We start from the raw sequence: 17250 nt of genomic DNA, 5'->3' as shown, positions 1-17250 counted from the left end.
ATGGCGATGCCTTGCGGCGCGAAGGAATAGGGTCAGTTTTGACACCTTCCGGAAATGTTCGGCCCCGCTGACGCACAAAGGTCAGCGTGATAGTCCTTGCGGCCAGATGTGGGGGCCATAAGGAGCCGGTTGTCATGCCGACCGATACGGGGAAGAAAGCACTCGCGCTCAGCCTTGCGGCGGCGCTGCTCATGAGCACCAGCCCGGTATGGGCGCAGCAGGCCGCGCCGCAGCCGCAGGCCGGCGCCAATGCCAACGCACAGGCGGCCACACAGGCTCTGTCCTGGCCGCGCAATTTCGATGTGGGCGACAATCGCCTCCAGCTGTACCAGCCGCAGATCGAAAGCTGGGACGGCGACCTGATCGGCGGCCGCGCGGCGCTGGCCATCGGCCCCAAGGACGGCGCGCCCGTCTATGGCTATGCCCACTTCACCGCCCGCGCCACCGTCGACAAGACCGCCGGCCTCGTCCACCTCGACACCATCGCTATCGATACGGTGGATGTGGCGACCGCGCCCCAGCAGGCCTCCACCGTGCGCAAGGCGCTGGAAGCACGCCTGCCCAAGGGCGGCATCACCGTCGCGCTGGTGCAGTTGCAGGCGAGCTATGCGGTCAACAAGAAGATCGCCGAGTTGCGCACCCAGCCGGTGCAGAACGAGCCGCCGAAGATCGTCTTCGTCAATACGCTCACCACTCTGGTGCCGGTGGCCGGCCAGCCGGTGCTGCGCCCGGTGGATGGCGCGCGCACCTTCCAGCGGGTGATCAACACCCGCCCGCTGCTCCTGAAGGATGATGCAGGCACCTATCATCTGCAGGCGGCGGGCACGTGGTACGAGTCCCCGAACCTCGCCGGCCCGTGGGTGGTGACGCCCCAGTTGCCGGCGGATGTGAAGGCGGCCGCAGCCGCAGCCACCAAGACCGCGAAGGCCGATCCGCTGCTGGGACAGGACGGCAAGGCCATCACCCCGCCCCCGGCGATCCAGGTCGCCACCGAGCCTACAGAACTCATCCAGACCAACGGCCAGCCCGAGATGCTGCCCGTGGCCGGCACGTCCCTGCTGTCCATGAACAATGCCGACCATGCGGTGTTCATGGATCCCAATTCCAACACCTATTACGTGCTGATCTCCGGCCGCTGGTTCTCCTCCGCCAGCCTCGACGGCAGTTGGAGCTATGTGGCCAATGACGCCTTGCCGGCCGATTTCGCCAAAATCTCCCCCAACGATCCCAAGGGGAACGTGCTGATCTCGGTGGCGGGCACGCCGCAGGCCAAGGAGGCGGCCATCGCCGCCACCATCCCGCAGACGGCGGAAGTGAAGCGCTCCACCACCGCCAAGGTGAGCTATGATGGCGAGCCGAAGTTCGTCGCCATCGCCGGAACCGCGCTCAGCTACGCGGTCAACACGCCCCAGCCGGTGATCCAGGTGGATCGCAACACCTACTACATGGTGTCCGGCGGCGTGTGGTTCACCGCCGCCAAGCCGTCCGGCCCGTGGCGGGTGGCCACCTTCGTGCCGGAGGTGATCTACACCATCCCGATCACCTCGCCGATTTCCTACGTCACCTACGTGCGCATCTATTCGGTGCAGCCCGAAACCGTCGTGATGGGCTACACGCCCGGCTACATGGGCGTGGTGGTGCAGCCCGGCGGCACGGTGGTCTATGGCACCGGCTATTATTGCAACGGCTATGTGGGCAGCACCTGGTACGCCTGCCCGGCCACCTATGGTTATGGCGCCGGCTTCTCCATGGGCGCGGCAGTGGGCTTCGGCTTCGGCTTTGCTGCCGGCTGGGCCTGGGGCGCGGCAGTCACCCCCTATTGGGGCCCCTATTGGGGCGCCGGCCCGTGGGGCGGCCACTGGGGCTATGTGAATGTGAATGCCGCCAACGTCTATGGCCGCTGGGGCGGCAGCGCAGTGGTGGGGCGCTCGTGGGGCGTCACGCCCTATGGCACGCAATGGGGCAGCCGGGCCGCCGTGGGCACCACGGCCCGCGGCACCGAATTCCAGGGCCGTTCCGCCGCTGCGTTCAACCCTTACACCGGCAACTACGCCGCCGGGCGCGAGGGCAGCTACCACAATCCCTACACCGGACAATCGGGCGCGGGCCGCGCGGGCGTCGAGGGCAATGCCTATACCGGCAACTATGCGGCCGGCCGCGAGGGCGTGACCCACAATGCCGCCACCGGCTCCACCGAGGCGGCGCGAGCCGGTGCGGTGGGCAATGCCTATACGGGCAATGCGGCGGCGGGCCGCCAGTCCGCCGGCTACAATGCCTCCACCGGTACGGCACATGCCTCGCAGACCACCGCGACCCGCGTGGACGGGCAGGTGAATGTGGACAGCAAGGGCGTCGCCACCAACCAGCGCACCGGCAATTCGGTCGCCTGGAACAACGGCAATGTCTATGCGGGCCACGACGGCAACGTCTACCAGCACAACGCCTCCGGCTGGAGCCAACACACTTCAGGCGGCTGGCAGCCCGTGGATCGCTCCGCCGATATGCGGGGGCTCGACGGCGAGCGGCAGGCCCGCGAATGGGGCGGCGATCGCTTCGGCGGGGGCGGCTACGGGGGTGGCGGCTTCCGGGGGGGCGGCGGCTTTGGAGGTGGCTTCCACGGTGGTTTCCGCCGCTGAGCGAGCCTCACCCCAAACACGAGCGGGCGGCCGAGAGGCCGCCCGTTTTCGTGTCAGGCGACCCGCCCCAGCTGCGCATCCGCTTCGGCTCCGGCCACCCGTCGAAGGATGGCAGGCAGCACTTGCTCTTCAGGAATGGCGCAGATGCCGCGCGCGGACAAAAACGCACCCACGCGCGGGGCGGCACTCAAGACGGCGAAGGGCACCGCCAGCCAGCAGCCGGCCAGCAGCGGCAGGGTCCAGAGGAGAAGAACAGGCGCCGTCAGCGCCAGCCCGAGCCCGACCAGAACGCCGAACACCGTCTGCACCCAGAGCCCCTGCCATGCGGCAGCGAGCGACAAGGCATGGGCATCGCGCACCTGCCCGTTCCAGCCCGCCTTTGCCCGCCCGAATGCGAGGCCGAGCAGGAAACGGGTTGTGGCGAGCGCGGTGATGGCGCCCAGCAGCAGGGAAAAGACCATCTCCAGCGCGGCCGAGCCGAGGAAGCGTAGCGCCCCGCCATAGCGGGCCATGCCCCCCGGCGTCAGCGCCACGTCGGCAAGGCCGGCGAGCTTGGGAAACTGGCCGAGCAGCAGCAGGCCCACATAGAGCCAGGCCAGCCCCGACCCCAGCGCCTGTGCCGCCTCGGGCGACAGCCCTGTGGCCGCAAACGGCAGCAGCGCCAGCGCCAGCGGCACCGCCGGTACACCGGCGAACATCAGCACTGCCCAAAGAAGCTGAAAACGGCTGATGGGCTTCAGGCCCGGCAGTCCCTGCAGCCGCAGATACTGCATGTTGCCGAGACACCAGCGCAGGTCACGGGCGACGAATTCGGCGATGGTGGGCGGGTTCTCCTCGTAGCTCTCGCCCTCCACCGGCACCACGCGCACCTCGTAGCCGGCCCGGCGCATCAGCACCGCCTCCACCTGATCGTGCGAGAGGATCGGTCCCCCCAGCGGCGGGGTGCCCGGCAGGATCGGCAGATGGCAGTGCTCGTAAAAGGGCCTGATCCGCACCAGCGCATTGTGGCCCCAGAAGGGGCCGCAATCGCCCGTCCACCATGTGGCGCCCAGCGTGTAGCAGCGCATGCCGTGCCGCATGCCGAACTGGAAGATGCGCGCGAAGGCGCTGACGCTCGGCATGCCCACCACGAGGCTTTGCAGGATGCCGATGCGCGGATGGGCATCGAGGATGCGCACGAGGAAGAGGATGGCGGACGCGCCCATCACGCTGTCGGCGTCGAGCGGCAGCATATAGTCGTATGACGCGCCCCAACGCGTACAAAAGTCCCGGATGTTGCCGGCCTTGAAGCCCTCGTTGTTCTCGCGGCGCCGATAATGGATGCGCCGGCCCGGCTCCTCACCGCACCAGCGCGCCACTTCCGCCTCCTCGGCGGCGGCGATGTCGTCCCGCGCGGTGTCGCTGAGCAGGAAATAATCAAAGCCATGGCCATAAGCCGTGGCGTCGAGATCCGCCTTCACCGCCTTCAGCCGCGCCACCGCCCGCGCAGGATCCTCGTTGCGCAGCGTCATCAGGATGGCGGTGCGCCCGACAAGGTGCTTCTCTTCGCGACCACCCCTCAGGAAGGGGGCCGCCTGCTCCAGCCCATTTCGCAGACCGTGCGCCAGCAGAAGACCGATCACGGCATTCCAGAAACCAATCAGCACCCACGGCGTTGCCATGAGCACGCACAGGAACAGCACCATGTCCACGATCCGCCAGCCCGCCGCCGCAGCGAGATGGCCCGCCATGAGCGCGATGCCCACAAAGCTCGCGACATTCAGCGCCAGAACCAGCAGCCGGCGGCCGGTGAGCGAACGCGTCCGTGGTAAAACGACGAGATCGTGTTCAACCATTTTCGATTTCTTGACGTAAAAAGAGAGAGTTGGGACGGTGGGCACCCTGAACGGCACCAAAAATCCGGGTCGTGGGCGTCAGTGGCATCGAACCTCCCTGGCGGGGCAATCGGGGGATCTTGAGGCGTGACGCGAACTTCTGGGGAAGATGCGGTGATGAAAGCACAAATCGCCCCCGATCGCTCGGCCGACACGCATGCCTCGGCAAGTGCCCTCTGGTACGTGGAGCCACGGCGGGCGGATTTGCGACGAGAGCCTCTTCCCGACCTCGCCTCCGACGAACTGCTGGTGGCCACCGAATGGAGCGCCCTCAGCCGGGGCACGGAGCGCCTGGTCTTCTCCGGCCGCATCAGTGCAGACCAGGGCGCGCAGATGCGTGCACCCATGCAAGGTGGCGAGTTCCCCTTCCCGGTGAAGTATGGCTATTGCACCGTCGGCCGGGTGGAGGCAGGAAGCCCGCGCTTTCTCGGCCGTCACGTTTTCGTGCTGCACCCCCATCAGGACCGCTTCGTGGTGAAACGGGACGACGTGCTCGTGGTCCCCGACGGCGTGCCCGCCCGGCGTGCGACGCTCGCCGCCAATATGGAAACCGCCCTCAACGCTCTGTGGGACAGCGGTGCCGGTGCAGGGGATCGTATCGTTGTGGTGGGAGCGGGCCTTATCGGCCTGCTCATCACTTTCCTTGCCGCCCGCCTGCCCGGCGCCGAGGTGACAGCCGTGGATCCCGACCATGGCCGGGCCAAGCTGGTGCACGGGTTCGGCGCCCGCTTCGCGCAGAATACGCAGGCTCTGGGCGAGGCGGACGTGGTGTTCCACACCAGCGCTTGCTCCGAGGGGCTGAATGCGGCGATCGCCTGCTGCGGCAGCGAGGCGACCTTGGTGGAAGTCAGTTGGTATGGCGACCGGGACGTCACCCTGTCGCTGGGCGGCAGCTTCCACGCCCGGCGGCTGCGCCTCGTTTCCTCCCAGGTGGGCGCCGTTCCGCCCGGCCGCGCGCCGCGCTGGTCGCCGCGCCGCCGGCTTGCCAAGGCGCTCGACCTACTGGCCGATCCCCGTCTCGACGCGCTCATCACCGAGGAGGTGGCCTTCGCCGACCTGCCGGGAGCGCTGGAGCGCATTCTGGGCGACGCGCCGCATGGCGTCGCCACCGTGGTGCGCTATCCCTGAGCTTACCCTTCGTCACAGGAGACCCGCCTTGCCCCCCTCACCGTCCAGCGGATCCCTCTACGCGGTTGAAGTCCGCGACCACATCATGATCGCCCACAGCTTCAAGGGCGATCTGTTCGGTCCCGCGCAGGCGCTGCATGGCGCGACCTTCGTGGTGGATGTGGCCTTCATGAGCGAACAGCTCACCCCAGAGGGCGTGGTGGTGGATATCGGCCGGGCGACCGAGGCGCTCAAAGCCGTGCTCAGCCCCCTCAACTACCGGAATCTCGACGAGGTGCCCGCCTTTGTCGGCCGCAACAGCACCACCGAAGTCCTCGCCCGCCACATCTTCGATGCCATGGCGGATGCCGCCCGCGCCGGCACCCTCGGGGCGGGCGGGGATACGCTCTGTCGCCTGCGCGTGACGCTGCATGAATCCCACGCCGCCCGCGCCTGGTTCGAGGGGCCGATCGGGGCATGAAGGCTGTCCTCGTCTTTCCCGGCGCCATCGACGCCCCCACGGGCGGCTATGTCTACGATCGCATGCTGCTGGAAGCCCTGCCCACGCAGGGCGTGGCCATCACGCCGCTGTCGCTGCCCGAGGCCTTCCCCTTCCCCGAGCCCGCCGATGTGGAGGAGGCCGCACGCCTGCTGTCGCAGACCCCGCCCGATGCCGTCCTGTTCATCGATGGGCTCGCGCTCGGTGCCCTGCCCACCACCGTGCTACGCGCCGCCGGCCGGCCCATCGTCGCGCTGATCCACCACCCCCTCGCCCGCGAGGCGGGTCTGACGGTGGAACAGAGCCGGGCCTTTGCCGAAAGCGAGCGGGCAGCGCTGGCGGCCTGCGACGGCGTCATCGCCACCAGCGCCGCCACCGGCCGCGATCTCGTGGCCCATTACGGCGTGCCGGAAGACCGGCTCGCCATCGCCGAACCCGGCGTGGCGCCGGCCCCGCGGGCAGCGGCAGTGGGCGATCCGCCCCGGCTTCTCGCCATCGGCTCGGTCATCCCGCGCAAGAATTACGCCGGCCTCGTGGATGCGCTGGCGCAGGTGAAGCATTTGCCGTGGCACCTTTCCATCATCGGCAGCCTCACCTTCGCCCCCGGCACGGTCGAGGACGTGCGCGCCCGCATCGCCCACCATGGGCTTGAGGATCGCATCGCGCTTAAGGGGGCTGTGCCGGTGGCGGCGCTCGACGCCGCCTATGCGGCCTGCGATCTGTTCGTGCATCCCTCCCTTTACGAGGGATACGGCATGGTGCTGGCGGATGCGCTGCGGCGGGGCCTGCCCATGATCTGCACCACCGGCGGGGCCGCCGGCGACACCGTGCCGGACGGGGCCGCCCTCAAGATCCCTCCGGGCGACACGGCAGCCCTCACCGACGCCCTGCGCACCCTGCTCGCCCGGCCGGAGGCCCGGCGCGAACTGGCTGAGGTTGCCTATGGGGTCGGACACACACTGCCCACCTGGGCGGACACCGCCACCCGCGCAGCCGCCGTCCTCGGACGGGTTTACCGGAAGAGCATCCCATGAGCGGCTTCTCCGCCGACTGGCTGGCCCTGCGGGAGCCGGCCGACCACAATGCCCGCAGCCGCGAGTTGGCTGGCAGGCTGAAAGCCCTGCTCTGGGCCGAGGATGACCTGCGTGTGGCCGATGTGGGCGCGGGCACCGGCGCCAACCTGCGCGCCACGGCGCCCCTGCTCGGCCCGCGCCAGCACTGGCACCTCATCGACCATGATACGGCGTTGCTGAACACCGCCGCCGAAGCCCTCTCCAACTGGGCGGAGAACAGCACGCGGGGGGCTGATGATCTCCTGCTGGAGAAAGGCGGGCGCAGCATCCGCGTGACCTTCCAGCAGGCGGACCTTGCCGCCCATCCGGAGGCTATCGCCACCGGCCGGCCGCATCTCGTCACCTCATCGGCCTTCTTCGATCTGGCGTCGGCCCCCTGGATAGAGCGCTTCGTGTCAGAGGTGGTCCGGTGCAAGGCGGTCTTCTTCACGGTGCTGACCTGCGACGGGCGGGACGACTGGTCGCCGCCCCATGAGGCGGATGCGCCCGTGGCCGCCGCCTTCCGCGCCCACCAGCGCATCAACAAGGGGTTCGGGCCGGCGGCGGGCAACGCCGCCACCGATCTCCTGTCCCACGCCTTTCACAGCCTCGGCTATGTCACCGATGCGGCCGAAAGCCCGTGGCTGTTGGATGGACATCATCCGCTGGACGCGGACCTCATCGCGGCGCTGGCCACCGGCATGGCGGACGCGGCCGGCGAGACCGGCCTTGTCCAGCCCAAATGGCTGGAAGCGTGGCTGGATGCCCACCAGGGCGCACGCCAATGCCGCATCGGCCACATGGACCTGCTGGCCTGGCCGAACGGCTGAACGGCTAAACGGGCCGGGTGTCGTTCAGCTACGGGCTTGTCGCACAGTCTTTCGCAGAACCGCGCACACGTCTGCGGGAATGGCTCAGCGCCCGGAACTTGGCAGCATGCGGGATAGGACGCCATCGCGACGGACGAAGCCGTGATAGAGGCCGGCGAGGATGTGCAGGACCACCAGCCCCGCCATGACGAAACCCAGCACCGCATGGATCTGGCCGTAGAAATCCGACATGGCCTCGTTCTTCGCCACGAGGTCCGGCAAGGTGAACAGGCCGAACACCCGCACCTTCGCCCCGAAGGCGGACGAACAGGCCCACCCCAGCAGGGGCATGACGAAGATCAGCGCATAAAGCAGGTAGTGCACCACATTGGCAGCCAGCCACTGCCAGCGCGGTACGCCGGCCGGAGCCGGCGGAACGCGGAAGAGGATGCGCGCCACCACGCGCAGCACCGCCAGCGTGAGGATCAGGATGCCCAGCGAGCGGTGCAGATCGAACAGCTGATCCTGCGCCCGGCCGGAGGGTAGATTCATCATGGCGATGCCGGCCGGGATCACCAGCAGCACGGCGATGGCCGTGGCCCAGTGGATCCACCTAGCCGGCCGGGCATATGTGGCCGGCAGGGCTTTCGCCGACGGTCTTGTCGCCATCGTTTTCGCTTTCGGCGTTTCCATGGGCTCCCTCCCCATGCGCGCCCTGTCGCAGATCGCAAGCGAACAGGACATCCCCTTCCGGAAACACATGCACACGGGTGGCGGGCCGCGTCGCCTTGCCGAGGCAGGCGATGGGCGCGAGATCAAGGCCCGTCCGCCCGGTCCCGAGGATGACTGGCGAAACGACAATGTGGAAGAGGTCCAAAGCGCCGGCATCAAGAAAAGCCGACAGGGTGCGGGGGCCGCCCTCCACGAGGATGCGGTTCAGGCCCTCCGCCCGTAGCGCTTCCAATATCTCGGCGGGCTGGATGAGGCCGCCCGACGACTCCAGCGCCAGCGTCTCCACGCCGGCCGGCAGGACCGCCCCGGCGGCAGGCCGGCGGATCACAAGGCGCCGGGCGCCATTTTCCGTCAGCACGCGCGCGGACGGCGACAGACGACCGGAAGGATCAAGCACCACACGCGCGGGATTGCGGCCCGGCACGCGACGTACGGTCAGCAGGGGATCGTCCGCCTCCACGGTTCCGATGCCGACCAGCACCGCATCCACCATCGCGCGCAAGTGATGGACATGATCCAGCGCCTTGGGACCGCTGATGTATTTGGATTCCCCCGACGGAAGGGCGACACGCCCGTCGAGCGACTGCCCCAGTTGGCCCACCACAAAGGTCGGCAAGGCATTGAGTTCGCCGAGGATCGTCCCCAAATCCGTCCTGTGGTCATCCATCCAAGGGGCCTCACCGTATGGTTTTTTCGTGGGCAGAGCCGGAACGCGACAACGCTTAGCAAGGTTACGGACGCGCCGTCACCGGGGATGCGAATTCCACAGCGAGAAGCTGAACACCCTTTCTAAAGTACATTAATGCGCTCCTTCCTGTTCCACCCCACTGTCAAACCTGCGGCTTTCAGCGTATCGTGAGGCCCTCATGTCCCCACCTGTGGAAATACCCGGTCTCTCCTTCGGTGCTACCCGGACCAACGTCGAGCGCGCCATTTCGGAACTGCGCTCCGGTCGGCCTGTGGTCATCGGCTACGAGAACCAAGCCATTATCGTCATCGGGGTGGAAGCCCTGGATGCGGAAATCGCCCAAGGCTTCAGCGCCATTGGCAACGGTCTGGCGCGCCTTGTGCTCCCTGCCCCGCGGCTGACCCGCATCGGTGCGCCGCGCTCCTGTGCCGGCTCCATCGCCTTGCCGGACATGGACCTCGCCCGCATCGAGACGCTGGCCCTCAAGATCGACGGGCGCATCGACGCGCCGGTGGCACTCGCCACCCCGCTCGACCTTGCCGCCCTCGACCTGCTGGGCCTGACCCTTGTGCTGCCCGCCGCCATCGTGGCGCCGGTGGCGCGCGAGGCGCTTCCTCATCTGCTGCATGTGGAGAAGGAGGACATCGCCGCCTTCCACAGCCTGCAGGCCCGCACGCTCAAGGTGGTCGGCCGTGCTCCGGTGCCGCTGGAAGGCGCACCGGAAACCGAATTCGTCGTCTTCCGTGGCGGCGAGGGCCTGCGCGATCAGGTGGCGGTCATCGTCGGCAAGCCGGATCTTTCGCGGCCCGTGCCCGTGCGCCTGCATTCCGCCTGCCTCACCGGCGACCTGTTCGGCAGCCTGAAGTGCGATTGCGGCGACCAGTTGCGCGACACCGTCCAGCGCATGGCCGACACCTCCGGCGGCATCCTGCTCTATCTGGATCAGGAAGGGCGCGGCAACGGCATCGCCAACAAGATGCGTGCCTACCAGCTGCAATCGCAGGGTTTCGACACCTATGAGGCGGATGCGGCCCTCGGCTTCGATCTGGACCAGCGGCGCTTCGACTTCGCGGCCGAGATGCTGCGCCAGCTCGGCGTCTCTGCGGTGGAGATCATCACCAACAACCCGCAGAAGATCGCAGCCCTGAAGGCGGCCGGCATCGAGGTGGCGGCGGACCGCCGCGTGCTCGGCCGGCCGACGGCTGAGAATGTGCGCTACCTCGCCTCCAAGCGGGATCGCGCCGGCCACTTCATCGACTTCGACGCCCTCGCCGCCCGCGCCTCCGACTGAGACGCGGGGCTCCGGGGCCCTGCCCTTCTGGCACTTTCGGAAATCCCCACCTGAGCCTTCGCAGGACGGTCCGACTGCGCTATCCCTAAATCGATTAGGAGGAGCGCCAATGGATAAGAAGATCGCGATCGTGACGGGTGCGGGTTCCGGTGTCGGCCGAGCCGTGGCGAAGGAATTGGGCAAGGCCGGCTATGTGGTGGTGCTGGCCGGACGCCGGCTTGATGCGCTTGCAGAAACTGCCCGGGCGATCCCCAGCGAGACGCTCGCCGCCGTCACCGACGTCACAGACGCCGCCAGCGTCGCGGCCCTGTTCGCGACCGTGAAGGACACGTACGGCCGGCTGGACGTGCTGTTCAACAATGCCGGCGTCGGCGCGCCGCCGATCCCGCTGGAAGACCTGACACTGGCGGACTGGCAGAAGGCGGTGAACACCAACCTCACCGGCCCCTTCCTGTGCACGCAGGAAGCCTTCCGCATCATGAAGGCGCAGACGCCGCGCGGCGGGCGCATCATCAACAACGGCTCGATTTCGGCCAGCGCCCCGCGCCCCTTCTCGGCGCCCTACACGGCCACCAAGCACGCCATCTCGGGCCTCACCAAGGCCACCTCGCTGGACGGACGGGCCTATGACATCGCCTGCGGGCAGGTGGACATCGGCAATGCCGAGACCGACATGACCCAGCGCATGAAGAGCGGCGTGCTGCAGGCGGACGGCAGCACGAAGCCGGAGCCTGTCATGGATGCCAAGCATGTGGGCGAGGCAGTGGTCTACATGGCCAGCCTGCCGCTGGAGGCCAATGTGCAGTTCCTCACTGTCATGGCCACCAAGATGCCGTTCATCGGGCGCGGCTGAGCCTTGAAAGACAAAGGCCCATGCACTGGCGTGCATGGGCCTTTTGTTTGCGTCAGACGACCTTCAATTCCTTCACCGGATCGTTCTCCGCCATGCGCTCGAACCGCAAAGGCGAGAGGTCCAGCGTGCGGAAGCCGCCGTGCACGATCAGCTCCGACAGTCCCCGCCCGATGGCCGGAGATTGCTGGAGGCCATGTCCGCTGAAGCCATTGGCGAAGAAGAAATTCTTCAGCTCCGGTGACGGGCCGACGATGGCGTTGTGATCGAACGCGTTCATGTCGTAATGCCCGGCCCATGCCCGGCCCACGCGGATGCGCTCGAAGGCCGGCACGCGCTCGGCCATGAACGGCCAGATGCGCTCCTCGAAGAAGCTGTGATCGACTTCGAAGTCCGTGCTGTCCGGGTCTTCCGCGTCGGGCGGGGCAAGGCCGCAGATGAAGCCGTCGCCTTCGGGGCGCCAGTAGATGCCTGTCGGGTCGATCACCAGCGGGCAGCGCTCCACCTTGTCGGCGCAGCGGAAGGTGAAGATCATCCGCTTCTTGTTGTGCACCGGGATCTCGATGCCCGCCGCCTTCGCCAGCGCCGGCCCGCCCGCGCCGGCCGCATTCACAACCGTGCCGCAGGAGATGCGCCGGCCATCCGCCAGCACAAGGCCGGTGACGCGGCTGCCGTCGCGGATCACGTCCACGGCCTCAACCGGCTCATAGGCCACGCCCAAGGAGCGCGCCTTGCGGCGGAAGGCCTGCATGAGGCCATAGCCGTCGAACCAGCCTTCGCCCGAGCGGCCGTAGCAGCCGGCGGTCAGGCCATCGACGGACAGCCACGGGAAGGTCGCCGTCAGTTCATCCGGCGAGAGAAGCGCGATGTCCGCGCCCAGTTTCTGCTGGATCTCATGGCCCGCCTTCAGGGCCGGGGCGCCTTCGGGCGTGGCGAGGAAGAGATAGCCGCCCTCGTGCAGGCCGATCTCCGGCCTGTCGCCATCCACTTCCAGCCGCTCGCCGATGGAGCGCAGGAAGGAGATGCCGTAGAGCGAGATCTCCACATTGATGGCCGTCGAATATTGCTGGCGGATGGATGCCGCCGAGAGCGCCGAAGCGCAGCGCTGGTAGGTGGGATCCTTCTCCAGCACCAGCATGGTGCCCTTGAAGTCCGGGTTGGCGGCGAGATGGTAGGCCACCGAGGAGCCCACCGCCGCGCCGCCCACCACCACCACGTCGTAATGCAAGTCAGCCATCGTCTTTCGTGCCTGTCTGGAAGTCTGCGGAGCGTCCTTCCTCCCGAGAGTGGCGCCCTTCTTTTCCGCCGGCTTGAGCCGGTCGTTCAGTGCCCCTGCCGCGCCAGCGCCGCCGTGCGGATGGCGGAGAGCGTGGTGGCCGGGGTGATGGCCTCAGGGTCGAGCTTGCAATGCAGGATGGCCGGCAGGCCGCTCTCCACCGCCCGCTGGAAGGCCGGGGCGAACTCCTCGGTGCGCTCCACAGTCTCACCATGGCCGCCGAAGGTGCGGGCATAGGCGGCAAAATCCGGATTCTTCAGGCGGGTGGCCGAGATGCGGCCGGGATACTCGCGCTCCTGATGCATGCGGATGGTGCCGTACATGCCATTGTCCACCACCACCACGATGATCGGGATGTCGTGCTGCACGGCGGTGGCGAACTCCTGCCCGTTCATCAGGAAGCAGCCGTCACCGGCGAAGGCCACCACCGGCACATCCGGATGCTGGCGCTTGGCCATCACCGCCGCCGGCACGCCATAGCCCATGGAGCCGGAGGTTGGTGCGAGCTGGGTGCCGCGCTTGCGCAGCCGGTAGTAGCGATGCAGCCAGGTGGCATAGTTCCCGGCGCCGTTGCAGACGATGGCTTCCGGCGGCAGCGTCTCGCGCAGATGCACCATGGCCTCGCCATACTGGAAGGCGCCCGGCAGCGTGGCGGGCGTCTCCGTCCAGGCCAGATAGTCCGCATGGGCGGTCTTCACATCCTCGGCCCAGCGCGGCGTCTGGCCCGGAGCATGGGCAGCCATAGCGGCCACGAAGCTGCCCGGCGTCGCCTCCAGCGCGAGGGCCGGCTGGTAGACCTTGCCCAGTTCCTCCGCGCCCGGATGGATATGCACCAGCGTCTGGCGGGGGTTCGGAATGTCGATGAGCGTGTAGGAGGAGGACGGCATCTCGGACATACGCGCGCCCACGAGGATGAGCACGTCCGCCTCCTTCACCCGCGCGGCGAGCTTGGGATTGGGGCCGATGCCCACGTCACCCGCATAGTTGGGATGGTCGGAGGGGAAGAGATGGCCGCGCCGGAAGGAGGTGGCCACCGGCAGATGCCAGCGCTCGGCGAAGTCGATCATCCCGGCATGGGCCTCGTCGGTCCAGCGGCTGCCGCCGAGGATCACCAGCGGGCGCTTGGCGCCGGCCAGCAGCTCGGCGAGCCTTCCGGCATCGGCCGGCGTGGGTGCGGGTTCGGCGGGCGTCACATAAGGCGCGTCGGGGACGGTGGCCTCGTCCACCAGCACATCCTCGGGCAGTGCGATCACCACCGGGCCGGGGCGGCCCTGCAAGGCGATGCGGAAGGCCCGGCCGATGATCTCCGGAATGCGGGCGGCATCATCGATCTCCACCACCCATTTGGCGATGGAGCCGAACACCGCGCGATAATCCAGCTCCTGAAAGGCTTCGCGGCCCATCATGCCGCGCTCCACCTGGCCCACGAACAGGATCAGTGGCGTGGAATCCTGCGCCGCGATGTGCAGGCCGTGGGAGGCGTTGGTGGCGCCGGGGCCGCGGGTGACGAAGCAGATGCCCGGCCGCCCGGTGAGCTTGCCATAGGCATCCGCCATCATGGCTGCGCCGCCCTCGTTGCGGCACACCAGCACGTCGATGTCGGCATCATGCAGGGCATCGAGCACGGCGAGATAGCTCTCGCCGGGCACGCAGGTGATGCGCTCCGTGCCCTGGGCACGGAGCTGGTCGACGATCAGCTGGCCGCCGGTGCGGGGTTTCAGCTCGGTCATGGGAGAAATCCTGCCTTGGCGGGTCTGATCGGGAAGGAGCGGCTCAGCCGACGTCGAAGGTGACGCCCTGTGCCAGCGGCAGAGTGGAGCCGTAATTGATGGTGTTGGTGGCGCGGCGCATGTAGGCCTTCCACGAATCCGAGCCCGCCTCGCGGCCGCCGCCCGTCTCCTTCTCGCCACCGAACGCGCCGCCGATCTCGGCGCCGGACGGGCCGATGTTCACATTGGCGATGCCGCAGTCCGAACCGGCGGCGGAGAGGAAGCGCTCGGCCTCCCGCAGATCGTTGGTGAAGATGGAGGAGGACAGGCCCTGCGGCACGCCGTTGTGGAGGGCGAGCGCCGTGTCGAAATCGCTGTAGCGCATCACATAGAGGATGGGCGCAAACGTCTCGTGCTGAACGATTTCGCTCTGGCCGGGCATCTCCACCAACGCCGGGCGCACATAATAGGCCTCGGCCAGCCCTTCGGCCTCGACACGCGCGCCGCCGGTGACGGAGCCGCCCTGCGCGCGGGCCGCCTCAAGGGCCTTCTGCATGCCATCGAACGCCGCCTTGTCGATGAGCGGGCCGATGAGCGTGCCGGCGGCAGCGGGGTCGCCCACCTTCACCGAGCCATAGGCCGGCTTCAGGCGCGAGACGAGGGCGTCATAGTTGCTTTCATGGACGATGAGGCGGCGCAGGGTGGTGCAGCGCTGGCCGGCCGTGCCCATGGCGGCAAAGGCGATGCCGCGCACCGCCAGATCGAGGTCCGCCGTGGGGCAGACGATGGCGGCATTGTTGCCGCCCAGTTCGAGGATGGCGCGGGCGAAGCGGGCCGCGAGACGCGGGCCGACGGCCCGGCCCATGGCAGTGGAGCCGGTGGCGGAGACCACGGGCACGCGCTTGTCGTCCACCAGCGCCTCGCCCACCTCCTTGCCGCCGATCAGCAGCGTGGAGAGGCCGGCCGGCACACCGCCGAAGCGGGCGGCGGCCTTCTCGAAGATGGCCTGCGTGGCCAGCGCGGTGAGCGGGGTCTTCTCGGAGGGCTTCCACACCACGCTGTCGCCGCAGACGAAAGCCAGCGCCGAATTCCACGACCACACGGCCACGGGGAAGTTGAAGGCGGAGATGACGCCCACCACGCCGATGGGGTGCCACGTCTCCATCATGCGATGGTCCGGGCGCTCGGTGGCGATGGTCAGGCCCTGAAGCTGGCGGGAGAGGCCGACCGCGTAATCGCAGATGTCGATCATCTCCTGTACCTCGCCGAGGCCCTCTGAGGTGATCTTGCCGGCTTCCAGCGTCACGAGACGGCCGAGATCGGCCTTGGCGGCGCGCAGTTCCTCGCCCATCAGGCGCACCAGCTCGCCCCGGCGCGGGCCGGGAATGGCGCGCCACGCGAGGAAAGCCTCCTGCGCCGTGCCGATGGCGGCGGTGGCCCCGGCAGCGTCGGTCTGCGCGATGGAGGCGATGATTTCGCCGGTCAGCGGCGAACGGACGGGGAGATCACCGGACAGGGCCGCCGCGGGCACGCCGAGGCGATCGAGGATGGCACGGGCCTCCGCAGCGATGGTTCCGGGACGGGGAAAGGCGGACATGCGGAGACTCCGGTTCAAACACGGGCAGCCGGGACGCCCCGGCCGCGCAAATCAAAGAGGTCCGGAACCCTACCGCAAGACCCTAGTCATGGCTTTGCGTCATGATCCCGAACGTTCGGACGAGAGAGTTTCCTTTACTGGCGCGGAAGTGAAGCGATAGATACTCAGAATGCCATGAGCATTTGGAATATATCCCATGCGCCACCGCTTCCTGCCCCCCATCCCCACCCTGACCGCCTTCGAGGCGGCGGCGCGGCACCAGAATTTTTCGCGGGCGGCGGAGGAATTGCACCTCACGCAGGGGGCCGTCAGCCGGCAGATCCGGCATCTGGAGGAGCAGGTGGGGATCGAGCTGTTCGAGCGGGTGCGGCAGAAGGTGGTGCTTACCGATGGCGGCAGGCTCTATCTGGCGGATGTGCGGCAGGTGCTGCAGGCGCTCTCCGAGGCCACGCAGAGGGCCATGACCTATGGCGGCGGGGCGGGTTCGCTGCAACTGGCGGTGCTGCCCACTTTCGCCATCCGCTGGCTGATGCCGCGCCTGCCGGACTTTCTCGACCGCTTTCCTGACACCACGGTGAATTTCGTCACCCGCATCGCGCCCTTCGACTTCGAGGCCGAGCCGCTGGATGTGGCCATCCATTATGGCGATCCCGTCTGGCCGGGCGCCATCTGCGAGCATCTGATGGACGAGGAAGTGGTGCCGGTGTGCAGCCCGGCGCTCAGGGACAGGCACGGCCTGACCACGCCGGACCGGCTGGGAAACGTTCCCCTGCTCCAGCAGTCCACCCGCCCGCATCTGTGGACCGAATGGCTGGAGATGACCGGCGCCAGCCATCCCGCCCCGTTCAAGGGACCGCGCTTCGAGCAGTTCACCATGATCGCGGAAGCCGCCTCCGCAGGGCTGGGAATCGGTCTCGTGCCACGGTTTCTGGCCCTCGACGAGATCGCCGACGGGCGGCTCGTGGAGCTGTTCGGCAAGCCCATGACCTCGGACAAGGCCTATTATGTTGTTTATCCCGAGACCAAGGCCGGGGTGGGCGCCATTACCGCCTTCGTGCGCTGGATCGTGGCCGCGGCCAGAACGGATAGCGCCGTGTCTTCAAAGGCCTGACCCGTTTCAGGGCCGATCC

The 17250-nt window shown here is 68.0% G+C and carries 14 protein-coding genes; 8 read left to right on the top strand and 6 right to left on the bottom strand.

The annotated features are described in order from the left end of the window. The first annotated feature begins 134 nt into the window (after nucleotides 1–134). Nucleotides 135–2636, top strand: a complete 2502-nt coding sequence (locus tag IEW24_RS01335) for a carbohydrate-binding family V/XII (protein ID WP_188574691.1) — start codon at nucleotides 135–137, stop codon at nucleotides 2634–2636. A 53-nt stretch (nucleotides 2637–2689) separates the two neighbouring features. Here the strand turns inward: IEW24_RS01335 and mdoH are convergent, their stop codons facing one another. Further along, entirely contained in the window at nucleotides 2690–4471 is a 1782-nt protein-coding gene (gene mdoH / locus IEW24_RS01330; RefSeq protein ID WP_188574689.1) for a glucans biosynthesis glucosyltransferase MdoH, read from the bottom strand. 156 nt (nucleotides 4472–4627) lie between these two features. Here mdoH and IEW24_RS01325 point away from each other — a divergent pair, with 156 nt between their 5' ends. From IEW24_RS01325 to IEW24_RS01310, 4 genes are read left to right on the top strand one after another with little or no spacing between them, the layout of a single operon-like run. Further along, nucleotides 4628–5638: a zinc-dependent alcohol dehydrogenase gene (locus IEW24_RS01325; protein ID WP_244644075.1), complete on the top strand. Its 1011-nt coding sequence runs from the start codon at nucleotides 4628–4630 to the stop codon at nucleotides 5636–5638. Between the two features lie 28 nt (nucleotides 5639–5666). Then, entirely contained in the window at nucleotides 5667–6098 is a 432-nt protein-coding gene (locus IEW24_RS01320) for a 6-pyruvoyl trahydropterin synthase family protein (protein WP_280514949.1), read from the top strand. Further along, nucleotides 6095–7150 (top strand): glycosyltransferase family 4 protein, encoded by a 1056-nt coding sequence (locus IEW24_RS01315; RefSeq protein WP_188574685.1) that lies wholly within the window; start codon nucleotides 6095–6097, stop codon nucleotides 7148–7150. The genes IEW24_RS01320 and IEW24_RS01315 overlap by 4 nt, the downstream gene beginning before the upstream one ends. Then, nucleotides 7147–7998, top strand: coding sequence for a class I SAM-dependent methyltransferase (locus IEW24_RS01310; protein WP_188574683.1), 852 nt, complete (start codon nucleotides 7147–7149; stop codon nucleotides 7996–7998). The genes IEW24_RS01315 and IEW24_RS01310 overlap by 4 nt, the downstream gene beginning before the upstream one ends. Nucleotides 7999–8082: 84 nt before the next feature. On the opposite strand, the gene IEW24_RS01305 is transcribed toward IEW24_RS01310, so the two are convergent. Further along, nucleotides 8083–8646: a cytochrome b gene (locus IEW24_RS01305; RefSeq protein WP_188574681.1), complete on the bottom strand. Its 564-nt coding sequence runs from the start codon at nucleotides 8644–8646 to the stop codon at nucleotides 8083–8085. Continuing rightward, nucleotides 8591–9376: a RibD family protein gene (locus tag IEW24_RS01300; protein WP_188574680.1), complete on the bottom strand. Its 786-nt coding sequence runs from the start codon at nucleotides 9374–9376 to the stop codon at nucleotides 8591–8593. Before IEW24_RS01300 ends, IEW24_RS01305 begins: the two co-directional genes overlap by 56 nt. Before the next feature lie 199 nt (nucleotides 9377–9575). Here IEW24_RS01300 and ribA point away from each other — a divergent pair, with 199 nt between their 5' ends. Both ribA and IEW24_RS01290 read left to right on the top strand, forming a co-directional pair. After that, nucleotides 9576–10688: a GTP cyclohydrolase II RibA gene (gene ribA / locus IEW24_RS01295; protein WP_188574677.1), complete on the top strand. Its 1113-nt coding sequence runs from the start codon at nucleotides 9576–9578 to the stop codon at nucleotides 10686–10688. Nucleotides 10689–10797: 109 nt separating this feature from the next. Beyond that, nucleotides 10798–11541: an SDR family oxidoreductase gene (locus IEW24_RS01290; RefSeq protein WP_188574676.1), complete on the top strand. Its 744-nt coding sequence runs from the start codon at nucleotides 10798–10800 to the stop codon at nucleotides 11539–11541. A gap of 52 nt (nucleotides 11542–11593) precedes the next feature. On the opposite strand, the gene IEW24_RS01285 is transcribed toward IEW24_RS01290, so the two are convergent. The 3 genes from IEW24_RS01285 to amaB all read right to left on the bottom strand — a co-directional run bounded on the left by IEW24_RS01285 (nucleotide 11594) and on the right by amaB (nucleotide 16120). Continuing rightward, entirely contained in the window at nucleotides 11594–12775 is a 1182-nt protein-coding gene (locus tag IEW24_RS01285; RefSeq protein ID WP_188574673.1) for an NAD(P)/FAD-dependent oxidoreductase, read from the bottom strand. An 86-nt stretch (nucleotides 12776–12861) separates the two neighbouring features. Next, complete coding sequence (locus IEW24_RS01280) at nucleotides 12862–14544, bottom strand: thiamine pyrophosphate-binding protein (protein ID WP_188574671.1); 1683 nt, start codon at nucleotides 14542–14544, stop codon at nucleotides 12862–12864. Nucleotides 14545–14587: 43 nt separating this feature from the next. Then, the gene (gene amaB, locus IEW24_RS01275; RefSeq protein ID WP_188574669.1) at nucleotides 14588–16120 is read right to left on the bottom strand and encodes an L-piperidine-6-carboxylate dehydrogenase; all 1533 of its coding nucleotides are present in this window, start codon (nucleotides 16118–16120) and stop codon (nucleotides 14588–14590) included. 196 nt (nucleotides 16121–16316) lie between these two features. Here amaB and IEW24_RS01270 point away from each other — a divergent pair, with 196 nt between their 5' ends. Continuing rightward, nucleotides 16317–17231, top strand: a complete 915-nt coding sequence (locus IEW24_RS01270; RefSeq protein WP_188574668.1) for a LysR family transcriptional regulator — start codon at nucleotides 16317–16319, stop codon at nucleotides 17229–17231. The last annotated feature ends 19 nt before the right edge of the window (nucleotides 17232–17250 follow it).

The sequence above is a fragment of the Azorhizobium oxalatiphilum genome (genome assembly GCF_014635325.1).
Lineage (GTDB): Bacteria > Pseudomonadota > Alphaproteobacteria > Rhizobiales > Xanthobacteraceae > Azorhizobium > Azorhizobium oxalatiphilum.
Note: the sequence above shows the minus strand (reverse complement) of the source record. Positions and strands in the feature narration are given on the sequence as shown.

Coding starts and splice junctions, on each gene's coding strand:
- IEW24_RS01310 (WP_188574683.1), top strand. CDS start 7,147: ATGAGCGGCTTCTCCGCCGACTGGCTGGCCCTGCGGGAGCCGGCCGAC.
- IEW24_RS01285 (WP_188574673.1), bottom strand. CDS start 12,775: ATGGCTGACTTGCATTACGACGTGGTGGTGGTGGGCGGCGCGGCGGTG.
- mdoH (WP_188574689.1), bottom strand. CDS start 4,471: ATGGTTGAACACGATCTCGTCGTTTTACCACGGACGCGTTCGCTCACC.
- amaB (WP_188574669.1), bottom strand. CDS start 16,120: ATGTCCGCCTTTCCCCGTCCCGGAACCATCGCTGCGGAGGCCCGTGCC.
- IEW24_RS01270 (WP_188574668.1), top strand. CDS start 16,317: ATGCGCCACCGCTTCCTGCCCCCCATCCCCACCCTGACCGCCTTCGAG.
- IEW24_RS01335 (WP_188574691.1), top strand. CDS start 135: ATGCCGACCGATACGGGGAAGAAAGCACTCGCGCTCAGCCTTGCGGCG.
- IEW24_RS01290 (WP_188574676.1), top strand. CDS start 10,798: ATGGATAAGAAGATCGCGATCGTGACGGGTGCGGGTTCCGGTGTCGGC.
- IEW24_RS01315 (WP_188574685.1), top strand. CDS start 6,095: ATGAAGGCTGTCCTCGTCTTTCCCGGCGCCATCGACGCCCCCACGGGC.
- ribA (WP_188574677.1), top strand. CDS start 9,576: ATGTCCCCACCTGTGGAAATACCCGGTCTCTCCTTCGGTGCTACCCGG.
- IEW24_RS01305 (WP_188574681.1), bottom strand. CDS start 8,646: ATGGCGACAAGACCGTCGGCGAAAGCCCTGCCGGCCACATATGCCCGG.
- IEW24_RS01325 (WP_244644075.1), top strand. CDS start 4,628: ATGAAAGCACAAATCGCCCCCGATCGCTCGGCCGACACGCATGCCTCG.
- IEW24_RS01280 (WP_188574671.1), bottom strand. CDS start 14,544: ATGACCGAGCTGAAACCCCGCACCGGCGGCCAGCTGATCGTCGACCAG.
- IEW24_RS01300 (WP_188574680.1), bottom strand. CDS start 9,376: ATGGATGACCACAGGACGGATTTGGGGACGATCCTCGGCGAACTCAAT.